Source organism: Ornithinicoccus halotolerans (genome assembly GCF_009602535.1).
Classification (GTDB): domain Bacteria; phylum Actinomycetota; class Actinomycetes; order Actinomycetales; family Dermatophilaceae; genus Ornithinicoccus; species Ornithinicoccus halotolerans.
This window is the reverse complement of sequence record NZ_WIQI01000059.1, coordinates 1-17,316: the sequence shown is the minus strand read 5'-3', so window position 1 is coordinate 17,316 and position 17,316 is coordinate 1. Positions and strand designations below refer to the sequence as shown.

The 17,316-nt window shown below is 73.1% G+C and carries 15 protein-coding genes; 6 read left to right on the top strand and 9 right to left on the bottom strand.

From position 1 onward, the window contains the following. Positions 1-9 precede the first annotated feature (9 nt). The 8 genes from GFJ45_RS10690 to ileS all read right to left on the bottom strand — a co-directional run bounded on the left by GFJ45_RS10690 (position 10) and on the right by ileS (position 8,639). Positions 10-234, bottom strand: coding sequence for a hypothetical protein (locus GFJ45_RS10690; RefSeq protein WP_153397004.1), 225 nt, complete (start codon positions 232-234; stop codon positions 10-12). Continuing rightward, on the bottom strand, positions 231-1,469 hold the full coding sequence (locus GFJ45_RS10685; protein WP_228386853.1) for a cupin domain-containing protein: 1,239 nt from the start codon (positions 1,467-1,469) through the stop codon (positions 231-233). Before GFJ45_RS10685 ends, GFJ45_RS10690 begins: the two co-directional genes overlap by 4 nt. 14 nt (positions 1,470-1,483) lie before the next feature. After that, entirely contained in the window at positions 1,484-1,936 is a 453-nt protein-coding gene (locus GFJ45_RS10680; protein WP_194288622.1) for a hypothetical protein, read from the bottom strand. Positions 1,937-2,005: 69 nt separating this feature from the next. Further along, entirely contained in the window at positions 2,006-2,446 is a 441-nt protein-coding gene (gene ndk / locus GFJ45_RS10675) for a nucleoside-diphosphate kinase (RefSeq protein WP_153397000.1), read from the bottom strand. Positions 2,447-2,499: 53 nt separating this feature from the next. Beyond that, positions 2,500-3,324, bottom strand: a complete 825-nt coding sequence (locus GFJ45_RS10670) for an undecaprenyl-diphosphate phosphatase (protein ID WP_153396998.1) — start codon at positions 3,322-3,324, stop codon at positions 2,500-2,502. After that, the gene (locus GFJ45_RS10665; protein ID WP_228386852.1) at positions 3,321-3,764 is read right to left on the bottom strand and encodes a DUF4233 domain-containing protein; all 444 of its coding nucleotides are present in this window, start codon (positions 3,762-3,764) and stop codon (positions 3,321-3,323) included. Before GFJ45_RS10665 ends, GFJ45_RS10670 begins: the two co-directional genes overlap by 4 nt. 187 nt (positions 3,765-3,951) lie before the next feature. Beyond that, positions 3,952-5,286, bottom strand: a complete 1,335-nt coding sequence (locus tag GFJ45_RS10660) for a bifunctional folylpolyglutamate synthase/dihydrofolate synthase (RefSeq protein ID WP_153397008.1) — start codon at positions 5,284-5,286, stop codon at positions 3,952-3,954. A gap of 23 nt (positions 5,287-5,309) precedes the next feature. Beyond that, positions 5,310-8,639 (bottom strand): isoleucine--tRNA ligase, encoded by a 3,330-nt coding sequence (gene ileS / locus GFJ45_RS10655; RefSeq protein WP_153396994.1) that lies wholly within the window; start codon positions 8,637-8,639, stop codon positions 5,310-5,312. Positions 8,640-8,903: 264 nt separating this feature from the next. On the opposite strand from ileS, the gene GFJ45_RS10650 reads away from it, so the two are divergent. Further along, positions 8,904-10,274, top strand: coding sequence for an FAD-binding oxidoreductase (locus GFJ45_RS10650; RefSeq protein WP_153396992.1), 1,371 nt, complete (start codon positions 8,904-8,906; stop codon positions 10,272-10,274). 102 nt (positions 10,275-10,376) lie between these two features. Here GFJ45_RS10650 and GFJ45_RS10645 read toward each other — a convergent pair whose 3' ends face one another. Further along, positions 10,377-11,939, bottom strand: a complete 1,563-nt coding sequence (locus tag GFJ45_RS10645) for an alanine/glycine:cation symporter family protein (protein WP_194288621.1) — start codon at positions 11,937-11,939, stop codon at positions 10,377-10,379. A 203-nt stretch (positions 11,940-12,142) separates the two neighbouring features. Between GFJ45_RS10645 and valS the strand changes: the two genes are divergently transcribed. From valS to GFJ45_RS10620, 5 genes are all read left to right on the top strand, one after another. Beyond that, positions 12,143-14,827, top strand: a complete 2,685-nt coding sequence (valS, locus tag GFJ45_RS10640) for a valine--tRNA ligase (protein ID WP_153396990.1) — start codon at positions 12,143-12,145, stop codon at positions 14,825-14,827. Positions 14,828-14,838: 11 nt separating this feature from the next. Then, positions 14,839-15,513 carry a DUF4129 domain-containing protein gene (locus GFJ45_RS10635; RefSeq protein ID WP_153396987.1) on the top strand — a complete coding sequence of 225 codons (675 nt, stop codon included), beginning with the start codon at positions 14,839-14,841 and terminating at the stop codon, positions 15,511-15,513. Next, entirely contained in the window at positions 15,510-16,001 is a 492-nt protein-coding gene (locus GFJ45_RS10630) for a hypothetical protein (protein ID WP_153396985.1), read from the top strand. Before GFJ45_RS10635 ends, GFJ45_RS10630 begins: the two co-directional genes overlap by 4 nt. Next, positions 16,001-16,990, top strand: coding sequence for an AAA family ATPase (locus tag GFJ45_RS10625; RefSeq protein ID WP_153396983.1), 990 nt, complete (start codon positions 16,001-16,003; stop codon positions 16,988-16,990). Before GFJ45_RS10630 ends, GFJ45_RS10625 begins: the two co-directional genes overlap by 1 nt. Continuing rightward, positions 16,987-17,316: hypothetical protein (locus GFJ45_RS10620; RefSeq protein WP_407670393.1), on the top strand; the 330-nt coding region annotated here is incomplete at its 3' end. The genes GFJ45_RS10625 and GFJ45_RS10620, both read left to right, overlap by 4 nt.

The window sequence follows — 17,316 nt, the reverse complement described above, 5'->3', positions numbered from 1 at the left end:
CCTTGTCGCCTACTGCCGGTAGCCGGCCAGGAAGTTGCCGAACCGTTCCAGGGCGGTGGCCAGGTCCCGGCCCCACGCGTTCAGCGCCCACCCCTTCGGCTGCTCCAGCAGCAGCCAGCGGCGGGCAGGCGGGGCGGTGCCCACCATGGCGTCGCCGCGCTCCCGCGCCGCGTCGGAGCACCGCGGGGCCGGGGCGGTCGGCGGCTGGTCCGCTGGCTGCTGCCGGTCGGTCACGGGGCGGGAGTCACCACCGCCAGGCCGCCAACGACCAGGGACCGCGCTGCCTGCAGCGCCAGCTCCCGGTCGGCGGCAAGCTCGGCGACCGGCAGCGCGCCGGCGTGCTGCAGCCGTTCCAGGGCGGGGCCGTGCTCCGCGGCGAGCCGGACCGTCCCGGCGCGGGTCCGCACCTGGAGGTCACCGTCCTCCGTGGGCTCCACCACGGGCGCCAGGTGGTGCCGCAGCCGCAGCACCCCCTCGAGGCTGAGCCGGTCCGCGGCGGCGAGCTGGGCCAGCGGCGGCACCGGCTCGGCGCGGCGGCTGCTGCGGTCCTGGTCGGCCAGCAGGGCCGCGACCTCGTCGTCCGGGACGCTCGCCACCGCCTGGACGAGGGCGCGGCGAGCCAGCTCGATGTCCTCGGCGATCGGCTCCGGGGCGGTGTGGTCCAGGCCCGCGGGCAGGCTGGCACGCACCTGGTCGTCGGCGGCCAGCACCCGCCGGGCGCGCGTCAGCAGCGCCTCGGCGAGGTGGTGGCGGGTCCACTGCTGGATGCCGAGAGTGAGGTGGGCACTGGTGCCGCCGAGCGCGCGAGCGGCGTGGATGTACCCGCGCGGCAGGTAGAGGCAGTCGCCGGCCCGCAGCGTGGCCTCCAGCGCCGGCGGCCCGGCCGCGGCCCGGGCGACCTGCTCGCGGCGCTGCTGCCAGGCCTGGTCTCGCAGCGGTGCGGGGAGCACTGGCTCGTGGACGACCCAGCGCTTCTCCCCGTGCAGCTGGAGCACGAGCACGTCGTGCACGTCGTAGTGGTGGTCGAACCCCTGGTTCTGCGGCGGGGTGACGTAGGCGTTGGCCTGGACCGGGTGACCCAGCTCCGAGCCGAGCTGCGCCACCAGGTCGCGCACCGCCGGCCAGGTGCGGTGCAGCCCCTGCAGCACGACCGTGGCGCCGTCAGCGACCAGGCGACGGACACGGTCAGGGTCGACCTGGTCGGGGATGCCGGCGCCCACCCCGCCGGGTGCCGTGAACGCCGACTCCGGCAGCGTGCGCCCGTCCTTGGCCATCCGCAGGAACGGGGTGCGCAGCACCCCCGAGGAGAGCAGCTCGTCGACGCCGGCGAGGTCGAGCAGGTCGGCGAGGTCGCCGCCGTCCGGACGGTCCCGGGCGGGCACGAGGAGCGGTCGGCGTCCCCAGGACTGCGGGAACGCCTCCGCCGCCGGTCCCAGCAGACGGGTGAGGGCCGGTTCCCCGGCCCTCACCTGCTGTTCGCTGGTCACAGCGGGCGGCCCCGCCACTCCTCGTGGATGCCGCCCTCGCCCTCCGCGCCGCTGTCGGCACCACCGTCGGCGCCACCGTCAGCGCCGCTGTCGGCACCACCGTCAGCACCACCGTCGGCACCGCTGTCGGCGCCACCGTCCGCGCCACCATCAGCGCCACTGTCCGCGCCACCGTCGGCACCGCTGTCGGAACCACCATCAGCGCCACTGTCCGCGCCACCGTCGGCACCGCTGTCGGAACCACCATCAGCGCCACTGTCGGCACCACCGTCGGCACCGCTGTCGGAACCACCATCAGCGCCACTGTCCGCGCCACCGTCCGCACCGGCGTCACCACCGCGCTTGACCCCGGCGTCCTGGGCCGCGGACTCCGCGTCGTCGATGGCCGACTGCGCCCGCTGCAGCGGGGTGCCGGCCTCGTCGTCCTGCTCCGGGTTGTGGGTCGTCATGGCGCCTCCTTGAGTCGGTGTGCTCTCCCTGTCTACTCCGCGCCGCGCGATCTGCAACTCTGCGAGGACTCAGCCGTGCTCGGGGAACCAGATCGTGGTCTCCCGGGCGGCTGACTCCGGCGAGTCCGACCCGTGGACGATGTTCTGCTGCACCCGCACGCCCCAGTCGCGCCCCAGGTCACCGCGGATGGTGCCGGGCAGCGCGGCCGTCGGGTCGGTGGCACCGGCCAGGGCGCGGAATCCCTCGATGCAGCGGTGGCCCTCGATGAGGACGGCGACCACCGGTCCGGAGGACATGAACTCCAGCAGCGGCTCGTAGAACGGCTTGCCCTGGTGCTCGGCGTAGTGCGCCACGAGCTGGTCCCGCGTGGGGACCAGCACCCGCAGGGCCACCAGCCGGTAGCCCTTGGCCTCGACCCGGCGCAGCACCTCGCCGGTGAGACCGCGGGCGTACCCGTCCGGCTTGACCAGGACCAGGGAGCGCTCGATCGTGTCGGTCGTCTCAGTCACGACCCGACCCTATCTGCCGGAGGCGCCCGTGCCGCCGGCCAGCACCGGTGAGGTCACCCGGTGTGCAGCACCCCGGTCCCCAGCAGCCCGAACAGCAGGAGCGCCAGGGCGATCCGGTAGATCACGAACGGGGTGAACGTGTGGGTGCTGATGAACCGCATGAACCAGGCGATGACCGCCAGCGCGACCAGGAACGCCAGCCCGGTGGCCACCCAGGTCGCGGTCCAGTTGGGCGGCACCGGGTCGTCGGAGACCTTGGCCAGCTGGAAGAAGCCCGACCCGAGAACCGCCGGGATCGCGAGCAGGAAGGAGTACCGGGCGGCGGCCTCGCGGGTATAGCCCATCGCCAGGCCGGCGGCGATGGTGCCGCCGCTGCGGGAGACGCCGGGGACGAGCGCCAGCGACTGCGCCAGCCCGTAGAGGATGCCGTGCTTCCAGGTCAGCTCGCGCAGGGTGCGGGTGTGGCGGGCACTCCGCTCGGCGGCCAGGATGACGAGGGCGAACAGCAGCAGCATCGAGGCGGTGAGCCACAGGTTGCGCAGGTCCGTCTCGATCCAGTCCTGCAGCGTGTAGCCCAGCACCCCGATCGGGACGGAGCCGATGATGACCAGCCAGCCCATCCTCGCGTCTGGGTCATCCCGCGCCACCTTGCCGACCAGGGCCAGCGCCCACTGCCGGATGATGCGCACGATGTCGCGCCAGAAGTAGACCAGCACGGCGGCCTCGGTCCCGAGCTGGCTGATGGCGGTGAACGCCGCGCCGGGGTCCTCGCTGCCGATCAGCTGGCCGACGATGGACAGGTGGGCACTGGAGGAGATCGGCAGGAACTCGGTGAGTCCCTGCACCACCCCCAGCACGATCGCCTCGAGCACGGTCATCGCGCGGTGGGGTCCTCTCCGTCGTCAGGGGTGGTCCCGGGTGCCTGCTCGCCGGCCGCGGCCTCGGCGTCGGCCTTGATGCGGTCCACCTTCCGGCCCTGCACCAGGGCGGTGACCCACAGCGCGCCGAAGATGAGGGCGACCAGGACCATGCTCGGCAGCACCAGCGCGCTGGCCAGCGTGAGCAGCTGCACCAGCCAGCCCATCACCACGCCGCCGGGCAGCCGCAGCAGCCCGGTCACCAGCAGGCAGCCGACGGCGAGCCCGCCGCCGACCCACAGCGCGACGGTGCCCCGCTCGGGCTCCCCCGCCCCGACCGCGAAACCACGCACGACGAGTGCGCCGAAGAAGACGATCAGGCTCTGCGCCAGCAGGGTGGTGGCCAGCAGCCGCCGGGTGAACCTACCGGGCACGCCGAACCAGGCACGCGCATCCGTCACGGGCCACAGTCTGGCATCCGGGTCTTCGCCGCGGCCGGGGGCCGACGAGGCGTCGGGAGGGGCAGCCGGGTGCGGGTCGAGCCGCGCGGTGGTCATGGCCCCCAACCTAGGAACGCGGGCCGGCTGCGCGCGTCGGCCCGCGGTCGCACCCTGCGGCGGTCCTGGGCACGACCGTGGTCGGACAGCCTCACGAGGCGGAGCCGGTACGGCCGAGCAGCGTCCGCACCTCAGCGGCCACGGTGATCGAGCCGGTGGCCAGTACCCCGCCGGAGACACCGCCGCCCTCGTCCGCGAGCCCCGCCGCGACGTCGAGGGCGTCGGGCAGGTCCGGCACCACGGTGACGCGGTGGTCGCCGAACAGCTCGGCGGCGACCGCGCCCAGCCGCTCCGGGCGCAGTGCGCGCGGGGAGGTGGTGCGGGTGATCACGACGTGGTCCAACACCGGCTCCAGCGCCGCGAGGATGCCCTCGGCGTCCTTGTCCTCCAGCACGGCGACGACGCCGACAAGCCGGTGGAACGTGAACGAGTCGCCCATCGCCTGTGCCAGGACGGTCGCGCCCGCCGGGTTGTGGGCGGCGTCCACGACCACCGTGGGGCTGCGGCGCACGATCTCCAGCCGGCCCGGGGAGTCCATGGCCGCGACGGCGTCGCGGACCACGTCGGCCGCGAGCGGCTGCTCCCCGCCACCGACGAAGGCCTCGACGGCGGCGACGGCGAGGGCGGCGTTGTGCGCCTGGTGGCGCCCGAAGAGCGGGAGGAACAGGTCCGGGTGGTCCCCGGCGAGCCCGCGCAGGCTCACCTGCTGCCCGCCCACCGCGACGTCCCGGGCCAGCACGCCGAAGGTGACGCCCTCGGCCTGGGCCGTCGCGCCGACCTCCTCGCAGCGCTCCAGCAGCACCTGCATCACCTCGGGCTCCTGGACGGCCGCCACCACCTGGGCGCCGGGCTTGATGATCCCGGCCTTCTCGGTGGCGATCTGCTCCAGGGAGTCACCCAGCAGGTGGGCGTGGTCGACAGCCACCGGGGTGATCACCGCGACCTGCCCGTCGGCCACGTTGGTGGCGTCCCAGACGCCGCCCAGACCCACCTCGACCACGGCGACGTCGACGGGTGCGTCGGCGAAGGCGGCGTAGGCCAGCACCGTCAGCACCTCGAAGAAGGTCATCCGCGGGCCGCCGGCCTCCGCGGACTCCCGGTCGGCCATCTCGATGAACGGGCGCGCGTCGTCGTAGGCGTCCAGGAACCGCTGCTCGTCGACCGGCTCGCCGCCGATGACGATCCGCTCCCGCAGGTCGTGCAGGTGCGGGCTGGTGTAGCGGCCCGGGTTCAGTCCCAGCTCGCGCAGCAGCCGCTCGATCATCCGGGCGGTGGTCGTCTTGCCGTTGGTGCCGGTGACGTGGATGACCGGGAACGAGCGCTGCGGCTCCCCCATCAGCTCCATCACCCGGGCCACCCGGTCCAGCGTGGGCTCGATCGCGTTCTCCGGAGCGCGGGCCAGGATCTCCTGGCCGACCTGCCCCATCCGGGCCGCCAGGTCGCCGGCGCTCACGCGGCCACCCTCGCCAGGAGCACGTCAACGGCGCGCCCGCCGTCGAGCTCCACGGTGGTGCGGTAGCCGCCGTCCCCGGCCCGCTCCGGCAGCGGGGTGCCCGCCCCGGCGGCGCCGAACTGCACCGCGAGGGTCTCCCCCATCACCAGCGCCTGGTGCTCCAGGGCCGCCTGCCACACCTCGTCGTCACCCACGACGGTGAGCGCGATCCGGTCGGTGACCTCCAGGCCGGCCTCCCGGCGGGCGCCCTGGACCGCGCGCACCAGGTCCCGGGCCAGCCCCTCGCGGGCCAGGTCCTCGGTGACCTCGGTGTCGAGCACGACGAAGCCGCCGCCGCGCAGCATCGCCGTGGCCGAGCTGGCGTCACCGCCGCCGGCCACGACCGTCTCCAGGGAGTACTCGCCCTCCTGCAGCGGCACGCCCCCGGCGACGACGGTGCCATCGTCCACGGCCCGCCAGTCCCCGGACTTGGCGCCCGCGATGGCCCGTTGCACGTCGCGGCCCAGCCGGGGGCCGGCCGCCCGGGCGTTGACGCTGAGCCGCTGCTCGACACCGAAGTCCTCCAGCGAGGAGGCCTCAAGGTCGACCAGCACGACCTCGCGCACGTTCACCTCGTCGCGGACCAGGTCGGTCAGCGACTCCAGGGCGCCGGGGCGGTCGGTGACCACGGTGAGCCTGCGCAGCGGCAGCCGCACCCGCAGCCCGCCGGCCTTGCGGAGCCCGAGCGTGGTCGAGCAGACCTCGCGGACGGTGTCCATCGCGTCCACCAGGGCCGGGTCGGCGGGCAGGTCCTCGTGGTCGGGCCAGTCGGTCAGGTGCACCGACTCCCCGCCGGTGAGGCCGCGCCATACCTCCTCGGTCACCAGCGGCAGCAGCGGCGCCGCCACCCGGCAGCTCACCTCGAGCGCGGTGTAGAGGGTGTCGAACGCCTCGGCCGAGCCGGTCTGCTGGCTGCCACCGGTGCTCCAGAACCGCTCCCGGGAGCGACGGATGTACCAGTTGGTCAGCACGTCGACGAAGCCGCGGACGGCGTCGCAGGCTCCGGCGATGTCGTACTCGTCCAGCGCCGCCTGGCTGCTGCTCACCAGGTCCCGCAGCTTGGCGAGCAGGTACCGGTCCAGGACGTGCGTCGAGGAGGTCGACCAGTGCGCCTGGTAGCCCTCGGCGTTGGCGTAGAGACCGAAGAAGTACCAGGCGTTCCACAGCGGGATCAGCACCTGGCGTACGCCGTCCCGGATTCCCTGCTCGGTCACCACCAGGTTGCCGCCGCGCAGGATCGGGCTCCCCATCAGGAACCACCGCATCGCGTCGGCCCCGTCCCGCTCGAACACCTCCCGCACGTCCGGGTAGTTGCCCAGCGACTTGGACATCTTCTGCCCGTCGTTGCCCAGCACGATGCCGTGGCTGATGCAGTTCTGGAACGCCGGCCGGTCGAACAGCGCGGTCGCCAGGATGTGCAGGGTATAGAACCAGCCGCGGGTCTGCCCGATGTACTCCACGATGAAGTCCGCCGGGAAGTGGTCCTCGAACCACTCGGCGTTCTCGAACGGGTAGTGCACCTGGGCGAAGCTCATCGAGCCGGAGTCGAACCAGACGTCCAGCACGTCCTCGACCCGGCGCATCGTCGACCGCCCCGTGGGGTCGTCCGGGTTCGGCCGGGTGAGCTCGTCCACGAACGGCCGGTGCAGGTCCACCTCGCCGCTGGCGTTGCGGGGCAGCCGGCCGAAGTCTCGCTCCAGCTCCTCGAACGAGCCGTAGACGTCGATCCGCGGGTAGGCCGGGTCGTCCGAGCGCCACACCGGGATCGGGCTGCCCCAGAACCGGTTGCGGGAGATCGACCAGTCACGGGCGTTCTGCAGCCACTTGCCGAACTGGCCGTGCTTGACGTGCTCGGGGACCCAGGTGATCTGCTCGTTGAGCTCGACCATCCGGTCCTTGAACCGCGTCACCTCCACGAACCAGGAGGAGACCGCCATGTAGATCAGCGGCTGCCGGCACCGCCAGCAGTGCGGGTAGGAGTGGTCATAGCTCTCCCGGCGCAGCAGCACCGTGCCCGGCGACACCGCCCCGGTCTCGCCGTCGCCGCGGGTGGCCGCCTTCAGGTGGTCCATGATCGGGCCGTTGGCGTCCAGCACCAGCAGCCCGGCGTAGTCGTCGACCGGGGCGGTGAAGGCCCCGTCGGGACCCACCGGCACCACCGGCTCGATCCCCTCCCGGTCGGTGACCATCTTGTCCTCCTCGCCGAACGCCCCGGCGCTGTGCACCAGCCCGGTGCCGTCCTCGGTGGTGACGAAGTCGGCCTCGACGACGCGGTGGGCACGCTCGTGACCGGCGAAGTAGGAGAACGGCGGGGTGTAGGAGCGGCCCAGCAGGTCGCGGCCCTTCAGCCGCTCGACGACGACCGGGTCCTCCCCCAGCTCGCGGGCGAAGGCCGCGACCCGGGCCTCGGCGAGCAGGTAGCGCTCGGTGCGGTCCCGGTCAGCCGGATGCGGTGCCTCGACGACCACGTAGTCGATGTCGGGGTCGACCATGATCGCCAGGTTCGACGGCAGCGTCCACGGCGTGGTGGTCCACACCAGCGCCAGCTCGCCGGTCTCCAGCCGCAGGCCCACGGTGACCGCGGGGTCCTGGCGCACCTGGTAGACGTCCTCGTCCATGCGCAGCTCGTGGCTGGACAGCGGCGTCTGGTCGTTCCAGCAGTAGGGCAGCACCCGGAAGCCCTCGTAGACCAGGCCCTTGTCGTGGAGCTGCTTGAACGCCCACATCACCGACTCCATGTAGTCGGGGTTGAGGGTCTTGTAGTCGCCGTCGAAGTCCACCCAGCGGGCCTGCCGGGTGACGTAGTCGCGCCACTCGTCGGTGTAGCGCAGGACCGAGGCGCGGCAGGCGTCGTTGAACGCCTCGGTGCCCAGCTGCCGGATCTCGTCCTTGGTCTTGATGCCCAGCTGGCTCATCGCCTCCAGCTCGGCCGGGAGCCCGTGGGTGTCCCACCCGAAGCGGCGCTCCACCCGGTCCCCCCGCATGGTGCGGTAGCGGGGCACCACGTCCTTGACGTAGCCGGTGAGCAGGTGGCCGTAGTGCGGCAGGCCGTTGGCGAACGGCGGGCCGTCGTAGAACACGAACTCGCACTCGCCGTGGTCGCCGGCCTCGCGCCGCTCGACGCTCTTGACGAAGGTGTCCTGCTCGGCCCAGAAGTCCAGGACCCGGCGCTCGATCTCGGGGAAGCGCGGGGCCGCGGAGACGCCGGCACCGGGCTGGGCGGCGGTGCTGGCGCGGGGGTAGGCCGGGGTGGCTGTGGCCTTGGAGGCCGGCTCGGACGTCGCCATGGGGCGTGTGGCTCCTGTGCTCGCGGGTGCTGGTCCGCGAGGACGACACCGTCTGGCGACGGCACCGCGGTACCACCTCGCTTGCGGTGGTCCCTGCCGGGGCCACCGCCGCTCCTGACGGCTGTGACGGGCCTACCCGTCCGGGTCTAGTGAGGGCGGCCCGCGAGTGGTCCCGCCCCGTTCTTCCGGAGGCTCACCGGTGATGGCCGGGTCAGTGCCTGTGCCTCCATGCTACCGGCTGCGCGGGTGTGGTGGGGTGGGGCGATGGAGCCGCTGCCCGTCACCCTCGCCGACCGGGTCGTCACCGACCCCGACGTCGCCCGGGGCTACGCCGTCGACCACGGGCCGTCCGCCGCGGCCGGCCGGCTGCCGGAGGGCTTCACGGTGGTGCGCGCCCGGGACCGCGATGACGTGCAGGAGGTGCTGCGGCACGCCGCCCGGCACCGGATCCCGGTCGTCCCGCAGGGGGCTCGCACCTCCACCACCGGGGGCGCCGCGGCGCTGCCGGACGCGATCGTGCTCAACGTGGAGTCGCTGCGGTCGCTCGAGGTCGACCCGGACGAGCGCATCGCAATCACCGGCCCGGGCGTGGTCAACGCCGACCTGAAGGCGGCCGCGGCGGCCCACGACCTGGCCTACCCCCCGGACCCGGCCAGCGCCGGCAGCTGCACCATCGGCGGGAACGTCGCTACCAACGCCGGCGGGCTGTGCTGCGTGAAGTACGGCGTGACCGCCGACTACGTGCGGGGCCTGGAGGTGGTGCTGCCTGGTGGTGAGGTGATGCGGACCGGGCGGCGCACCGCCAAGGGGGTGGCCGGGTACGACCTGACCGGGTTGTTCGTCGGCTCCGAGGGCACCCTCGGCGTCGTCACCGAGGTGGTCGCCCGGTTGGTACCCGCCGGGGACGCCCCGCTGACCGTGCTCGCGGTCTTCCCCACCCTGGAGGCGACGCTCGCCGGTGTCGGGGTGCTGCGGCAGCTGCGGCCCACCCCCTCCCTCATCGAGCTGATCGACGGGCCGGGCCTGGCGGCCGTGCAGGCCTACGGTGACTACGGCTTCCCGCTCGACTGCGGTGGGGTGCTGCTGGTCCAGTCCGACCGCGCCGGCCACGCCAGCGAGGACATGCGCGAGTACGCGCGGGCGCTGCAGCGGGCCGGCGCCGAGGACGTGGCCGTGGCCGACGACCAGGCGGAGGCGGACCTGCTCATGGCCGGGCGCCGGGTGCTCAACCCGGCGCTGGAGGCGCAGGGCCCCCGGCTGGTGGAGGACGTCTGCGTCCCGGTCGCCAGGCTGGGCGAGCTGGTCCGGGAGGTCCAGGAGATCGCCCACCGGCACGGCCTCCGCGCCACCAGCTCCGGGCACGCCGGCGACGGCAACCTGCACCCCTGCTTCTTCTACGACGCCGCCGACGAGGCGAGCGTGGCGGCCGCCCACGCCGCGTTCGGCGACCTGGTGGCGACCGCGTGGCGGCTCGGCGGCACCCTCACCGGCGAGCACGGCGTCGGCGCGCTGAAGGCGCCCTGGCTCGAGGGCGAGCTGGGTCCGGCCGAGATGGCACGGCAGCGGGCGGTCAAGGCCCTCTTCGACCCGCACGGGATCATGAACCCGGGCCGGGTCTACCCGGCGGCCGGCTGAGCCGCCCCCGGCACACCTCCGGGGCCGGCCCCGCGTGGTGCGGGACCGGCCCCGGAGGTGACGGCGAGCGGTGAGCGGCGAGCTGCTGCCGCTACCGGCGCCTCAGACCTGGTCGGCCGGGATGTCCTTCTCCCGGTCCTCCAGGCCCAGCTGGTACAGCCGGCCGTCCTTGCGGTCGCGCAGGTAGTCGTTCATCTCCCGCTTGATCACCGGGAGCAGGAAGTAGACCCCGAGCAGGTTGACGAAGGCGCAGACGAACAGGAACGCGTCGGCGAACGCCAGCACCTCGCCGAACGTGAGCACCGCTCCCATGACGGTGAAGCTCAGGAACACGAACTTGTAGATCAGGTCCGAGGTGGTGGACTCGCCGAACAGGTAGTTCCACGCCTTGTTGCCGTAGTAGGCCCAGGTGATCAGCGTGGACACCGCGAACAGCGCCACGGCCACCGCCAGCACGTACGGGAACCAGGAGATGGACTGCTCGAAGGCGTTCGAGGTGATGGTCACGCCGTTGAAGTCCGTGTCGCCCTCGAAGGCCGCCTGCCGGGCGTCCTGGTACATCTGCGTGTTGGCGATGACGATCGTCAGCGACGTCATGGTGCAGATGATGATGGTGTCGATGAAAGGCTCGAACAGCGCGACGAAGCCCTCGGAGACGGGACGCCGGGTCTTGACCGCGGAGTGCGCGATCGGCGCCGAGCCCAGCCCGGCCTCGTTGGAGAACGCGGCGCGCTGCATCCCGACGATCAGCGCGCCGAGCACACCGCCGGCCACGCCCTCGGCGGTGAACGCCCCCTCCAGGATCGTGCCGACCGCGCCCGGGATCTGCGGGATGTTGGTCAGAATGACGATCAGACAGGCGACGACGTAGATGATGCCCATGAACGGCACCAGCGTCCCGGTGGTCCGCCCGATGGACTTGATGCCGCCGATGATGACCAGGCCGATGATGGCGGCCAGGACGAGACCGAAGATCAGGCCGGCACCGGGGTTGTTCAGCGGGCTGTTGTCACCACCGGTGACCGACACCGCCTGGGCCATGGTCTGGTTCGCCTGGAACATGTTGCCGCCGGCGACGCCGAAGAACAGGATCGCGACGGCGAACAGGCCGGTGAACCCCACCGACAGCCACTTGGGGAAGCTCTTGAACGCCACCGGCAGGTACTTGAACGGGCCGCCGGAGACGGTGCCGTCCGCGTGGATGTCGCGGTACTTCACGCCCACGGTGCACTCGGCGAACTTGGTGCCCATCCCGAACAGGCCGGCGATGATCATCCAGAACGTCGCTCCCGGGCCGCCGAGGACCACCGCGGCACCGACACCGGCGATGTTGCCCAGGCCCACCGTCCCCGAGACGGCGGAGGTGAGCGCCTGGTAGTGCGGGATCTCCCCCGGGTCGTCCGGGGAGGAGAACCGGCCCCGGATGACCTCGTAGGCGACCTTCATGCCGCGGAACTGGATGAAGCCGAGATAGGTGGAGATCACGATCGCCGCGACCAGCAGCCAGGCCACGATCCACGGCATCGGGAAGAACTCGGGCGACCAGAAGATGATGGCGTTCGCCCACTCGTTGACCGGGGCGAAGACAGAGTTGATGGATTGCTCAATCTGGCCGAGGAAGGTTTCCTCGCCGACGAGCGACATAGGCAGGGGGGTTCTCAACATGCCGATACGCAACAACCAACGGCGCCCCGCTGCAAGCACCTCGATGGTTCTTTACCGAATCGTGACCTCGCCATGGGAACACGGCTCTGCCGTGACCCGTTGAAAGGCCCGCAGCAGCGCCCTCCCCCGCGCGCCCGTCACGCGCGCGTTCCCGCCGCCAGGGCGACGGCCGGCGCCCCCCTCACATCTGGGAGAATGCGGCCATGACCACCACACCTGCCGACACCTCCGTCCGCCGGCCCGTGCTGCCGGAGAAGCCCTCCGTCGACGGCCTGGAGGAGAAGTGGGCGCAGGTATGGCAGCAGCGGAGGACCTACGGCTTCGACCGTGAGCAGGCGCTCGAGCGGCCGCGCGAGGACCTGTTCGTCATCGACACGCCACCGCCGACCGCCAGCGGTTCGCTGCACATCGGGCACGTCTTCTCCTACACCCACACCGACTGCCTGGCCCGCTACCACCGGATGCGCGGGCGCACCGTGTTCTACCCGATCGGCTGGGACGACAACGGGCTGCCGACCGAGCGTCGCGTGCAGAACTACTACGGCGTCCGTGGCGACGCCACGCTGCCCTACACGCCGGGCTACCGTCCCCCGCACACCGGCACCGAGGGCAGGTCGGTGCGGGCCGCCGACCAGGAGCCGGTCTCCCGGCAGAACTTCATCGAGCTCTGCGAGGAGCTGACCGAGCTCGATGAGCAGAAGTTCGAGCAGCTGTGGCGCAAGCTCGGGCTGTCGGTGGACTGGGCCACCACCTACCGCACCATCGCCGACCGCTCGCGGGCCGTGTCCCAGCAGGCGTTCCTGCGCAACCTGGCCCGGGGCGAGGCCTACCAGGCCGAGGCGCCCGGGCTGTGGGACGTGACGTTCCAGACCGCCGTGGCGCAGGCGGAGCTGGAGGCCCGCGACTACCCGGGCCACTTCTACCGGGTGGCCTTCCACCGCGACGGCGGCCGACCCGTCCACGTCGAGACCACCCGCCCCGAGCTCATCCCGGCCGTCGTGGCGCTGGTGGCCCATCCCGACGACGAGCGGTACCAGCACCTCTTCGGCTCCACCGTCCGCTCGCCGCTGTTCGGCGTGGAGGTCCCGATCCTGGCCCACCCGCTGGCCGAGATGGACAAGGGCGCCGGCATCGCGATGTGCTGCACCTTCGGTGACCTCACCGACGTCACCTGGTGGCGGGAGCTGAACCTGCCGCTCCGGCCGGTCATCACCCGGGCCGGCCGGCTGCAGCCCGAGACCCCGGCGTGGGTGGCCGCGGGCCCCGGCGAGCGCCTCTACGCCGAGGAGCTGGCTGGACGGACCGTCTTCAGCGCCCGGGAGGCCGTGGCTGCCGCGCTGCGGGAGTCCGGAGACCTGGACGGTGAGCCGGCGAAGACCCAGCGCAAGGCGAACTTCTTCGAGAAGGGCGACAAGCCGCTGGAGATCGTCACCACCCGGCAGTGGTACATCCGCAACGGCGGCAAGGACGAGGGGCTTCGCGAGGCGCTGGTGCGCCGCGGCGAGGAGCTGGGCTTCCACCCCTCCTGGATGCGGGCCCGCTACGAGAACTGGGTCCGCGGCCTCAACGGTGACTGGCTAATCAGCCGGCAGCGGTTCTTCGGCGTGCCGATCCCGCTGTGGTACCCGATCGCTGCCGACGGCGAGGTGGACTGGGCGAACCCGCTCGCGCCCGGGGAGGACCGGCTGCCGGTCGACCCCACCAGCGAGGCGCCGGAGGGCTACACCGAGGAGCAGCGCGACCAGCCCGGCGGGTTCACCGGCGAGCCGGACGTGATGGACACCTGGGCCACCTCCTCGCTCTCCCCGCAGATCGTGGCCGGCTGGCCGGTCGGTGAGCGGCCCGACGGCGAGCTGGGCAACGACCGCCGGCTCTTCGAGCACCTCTTCCCGTTCGACCTGCGCCCGCAGGGCCAGGACATCATTCGCACCTGGCTGTTCGCGACCGTCGTGCGCGCCCACCACGAGCACGACTCGCTGCCATGGCGGCACGCCGGAATCAGCGGCTGGATCCTGGACCCGGACCGCAAGAAGATGTCCAAGTCCAAGGGCAACGCGCAGACCCCGGAAGGGCTGCTGGACTCCCACGGCAGCGACGGCGTGCGCTACTGGGCCGCCTCCGGCCGGCTCGGCACCGACGCGGCGTTCGACGAGGGACAGATGAAGGTGGGCCGCCGGCTGGGCATCAAGGTGCTCAACGCGAGCAAGTTCGCGCTGAGCCTGGGGGCCGGGGAGGCCGAGGCGGACACCGCCTCGCTGGCCGAGCTGGTCAGCCGGGTGAGCGAGCCGCTGGACCGGGCCATGCTGGCGCAGCTGGCGCAGGTGGTGCGGCAGGCCACCCGGGCCTACGACGGCTATGACCACACCCGGGCGCTGGAGCTCACCGAGACCTTCTTCTGGTCGTTCTGCGATGACTACCTGGAGCTGGTCAAGGAGCGCGCCTACGGGTCCGGTGACCGGCACACCCCCGAGCAGACCTCCTCGGCCCGCGCCGCGCTCCGGGTGGCCCTCGACGTGCAGCTGCGGTTGCTGGCACCGGTCCTGGTCTTCGCGACCGAGGAGGTCTGGTCCTGGTGGCACGAGGGCTCGGTCCACACCAGCAGCTGGCCGGCACCGGAGGAGCTGGAGCCGGCCGCCGCCGACGAGGACCCCGCGCTGCTGGAGCTCGTCGGGCGCGCCCTCGCCGGCCTCCGCAAGGCCAAGTCGGAGGCCAAGGTGGGGATGCGCACACCGGTGACCGCCGCGACCGTCGCCGCGCCGGAGGCGGACCTGGCCCGGCTGCGGCAGGCGATCGGTGACCTGCGCGCCGCTGGCAAGGTCTCCGGTGAGCTGCTGCTGGACACGGCCGCCTCGCTCGAGGTCCGCGACGTGGAGCTGGCCGCCACCTAGGCTGCGGCACCATGGGCAGCGGCCGGGGCACCGTCGTCGCGGTCCTGGCCGGCGCCGGGCTCGGTGCGCTGGTGCTGCTGTGGGCCGCCGGCAGCGACACCCCGCTGCTGAGCTTCCCGGACTCGACCGTCGACCCACCGGGGCCCGAGGACGAGGCGCCGGTCAGCGCCCCGCCGCAGCCGCGGCCCACCGGAGCCGAGCAGGAACCGCAGCCGGACCGCCGTCCCGGGCTGCCGTGGGACGTGCTGCTGGCACTGCTCGTCACGCTCGTGGTGCTGGGGCTGCTGGTGCGGGTGATCCTTCGGCTGCTGGGCGACCGCGGCCAGGAGCCGCAGGAGGAGCAGGACGGGCTCGAGGAGCTGGAGGCCCTGGTCGCCGCCACCTCGGCTCAGCAACGGGCCCGCGCCGCCGCCGAGGAAGATCCGCGCAACGCGGTCGTCGCCTGCTGGGTCGCGCTGGAGGACGCGGCCGCCAGCAGCGGGCTGCCCCGCGGCCCGGCCGAGACCTCGATGGAGTTCACCTCCCGGGTCCTCACGCGCTGGCAGGTGCGCCAGGAGCCGCTGACCGAGCTGGCACGGCTCTACCGCGAGGCCCGGTTCTCCCGGCACCCGGTGACCGAGGAGCAGCGGGAGCGGGCGCTGGCCACGCTGGCGCTCATCCACGAGGACCTGCAGGTGGCGCGATGAGCCGGCGCCGGGCGCTCAGCAGCAGGGACCGGCGACGGCTGCTGTGGACACTCGCCACCGCAGCGGTCCTCTGCGCCCTCGGGCTGGTCACCGGCCTGCTCGACCACGGGCCCTGGCTGGACGTGCCGCTGGTGCTCGCCGCGACCGCGGCGGTTGCCCTGCTGGCGTGGACCCTGCAGGACCACGGGGAACGGCTGGAGGCGGCCACCTGGCACCCGACCCGGCGGCAGGAGTCGACCCAGCCCTCCTCGGTCGACCACCGGCTGGCGCGGCTGCGCCGCGACCTGCGGGACACCATGGAGCACGCCGACCGGCCCGACGCGGTGCAGCCGCTGCTGCTCGAGCTGGCCGAGGAACGCGCCCGGGCCCACGGGCTGACCGGCCTGCCCGAGCGGCTGGCCGCCGACCTGGACCGGCCCCCCGGTGAGACCCACCGCCGACCCGCCCGCGAGCTGGACACCGTGATCCGACGCATCGAGGAGCTGTGATGCCCACCACCGACCACCCCGCCGCCGAGGTCTCCACCCTGGCCCAGGAGGTGCTGACCCGGGTGGAACAGGCCGTCGTGGGCAAGCGCGAGCCGCTCACCCTGGTGCTGTCCGCCGTCCTGGCCGGCGGCCACGTGCTGCTCGAGGACTTCCCGGGGCTGGGCAAGACCCTCGCCGCCCGCTCGTTCGCGCAGACGCTCGGGCTGGACTTCAGCCGGGCCCAGTTCACGCCCGACCTGCTGCCTGCCGACCTGACCGGCGCGTACGTGTTCGACCAGCGCCGGGGCGAGTTCGACTTCCGCCGCGGCCCGCTGTTCACCGGGTTGCTGCTGGCCGACGAGATCAACCGCACGCCGCCCAAGACGCAGTCCGCGCTGCTGGAGGCCATGCAGGAGCGGCAGGTCACCGTGGAGGGGCAGACCTACCCGCTGCCGCAGCCGTTCCACGTGCTGGCCACGGCGAACCCGATCGAGTACGAGGGCACCTACCCGCTGCCGGAGGCGCAGCTGGACCGGTTCCTGCTGCGGGTCTCGTTCGGCTATCCCTCCGCGGCGGAGGAGCTGGACGTGCTGCGCCGCCGCGTCGCCCGGCAGGCCGAGGAGCAGCGGCTGGACCCGGTGACGGACGCCGCCGGCCTGCAGCGCATGCAGCAGGCCGTCGAGGGCGTCCCCGTCGAGGACGAGATCGCCCGCTACTGCGTCGAGCTCGCCGCTGCGACCCGCGGCCACCGGGCGGTGCAGGTCGGCGCCTCCCCCCGCGGGTCGTTGGCGCTGCTGCTCGTCGCGCGGGCCTACGCGGTGGTGAACGGCCGCGACTACGTGACCCCCGAGGACGTCAAGGCGGTGGCGCACGCGGTGCTGGACCACCGGGTCGCGGTGCGGCCCGAGCTGTGGATGTCCGACGTCGACGGCAGCTCCGTCGTGGCCGCGGTGCTGCAGGAGGTGCCGGTGCCCGGCGCGCGTCAGGCCGCGGGGTCGACGGCACGGTGACGGCGACCGGGAGCGGGCACTGGGCACCCACGCACTCCCACGTGCGGGCGCTGCTGGCGGTGGCGGCGGCGGCACTGGGGGCGCTGCTGCTGCGCCGTCCGGACCTGGTCGTCCTCGTCCTGCCGCTGCTGGGCGTGCTGGTGTGGTCCGTGCTGACCCGGCCGGAGGGGCCGGCACCCCGGGCCCGGATGGGGACGGCGCACCGGGTGCTGCGCGAAGGCGACCGCAGCGGCGTGGTGGTGCACGTCGACGGCCTCGGCCCCCGTGCCGACGTGGTGGCGGCGACCGTCACCGCCGACGACCGGGTGCGGCTGCGGCCGCGGTCG

Excerpts from the sequence above, each read along its gene's own strand:
- GFJ45_RS10680 (WP_194288622.1), bottom strand. The coding sequence starts at position 1,936 with ATGACGACCCACAACCCGGAGCAGGACGACGAGGCCGGCACCCCGCTG.
- GFJ45_RS10670 (WP_153396998.1), bottom strand. The coding sequence starts at position 3,324 with ATGACCGTGCTCGAGGCGATCGTGCTGGGGGTGGTGCAGGGACTCACC.
- GFJ45_RS10660 (WP_153397008.1), bottom strand. The coding sequence starts at position 5,286 with ATGGGGCAGGTCGGCCAGGAGATCCTGGCCCGCGCTCCGGAGAACGCG.
- ileS (WP_153396994.1), bottom strand. The coding sequence starts at position 8,639 with ATGGCGACGTCCGAGCCGGCCTCCAAGGCCACAGCCACCCCGGCCTAC.
- GFJ45_RS10650 (WP_153396992.1), top strand. The coding sequence starts at position 8,904 with ATGGAGCCGCTGCCCGTCACCCTCGCCGACCGGGTCGTCACCGACCCC.
- GFJ45_RS10645 (WP_194288621.1), bottom strand. The coding sequence starts at position 11,939 with ATGTTGAGAACCCCCCTGCCTATGTCGCTCGTCGGCGAGGAAACCTTC.
- valS (WP_153396990.1), top strand. The coding sequence starts at position 12,143 with ATGACCACCACACCTGCCGACACCTCCGTCCGCCGGCCCGTGCTGCCG.
- GFJ45_RS10635 (WP_153396987.1), top strand. The coding sequence starts at position 14,839 with ATGGGCAGCGGCCGGGGCACCGTCGTCGCGGTCCTGGCCGGCGCCGGG.
- GFJ45_RS10630 (WP_153396985.1), top strand. The coding sequence starts at position 15,510 with ATGAGCCGGCGCCGGGCGCTCAGCAGCAGGGACCGGCGACGGCTGCTG.
- GFJ45_RS10625 (WP_153396983.1), top strand. The coding sequence starts at position 16,001 with ATGCCCACCACCGACCACCCCGCCGCCGAGGTCTCCACCCTGGCCCAG.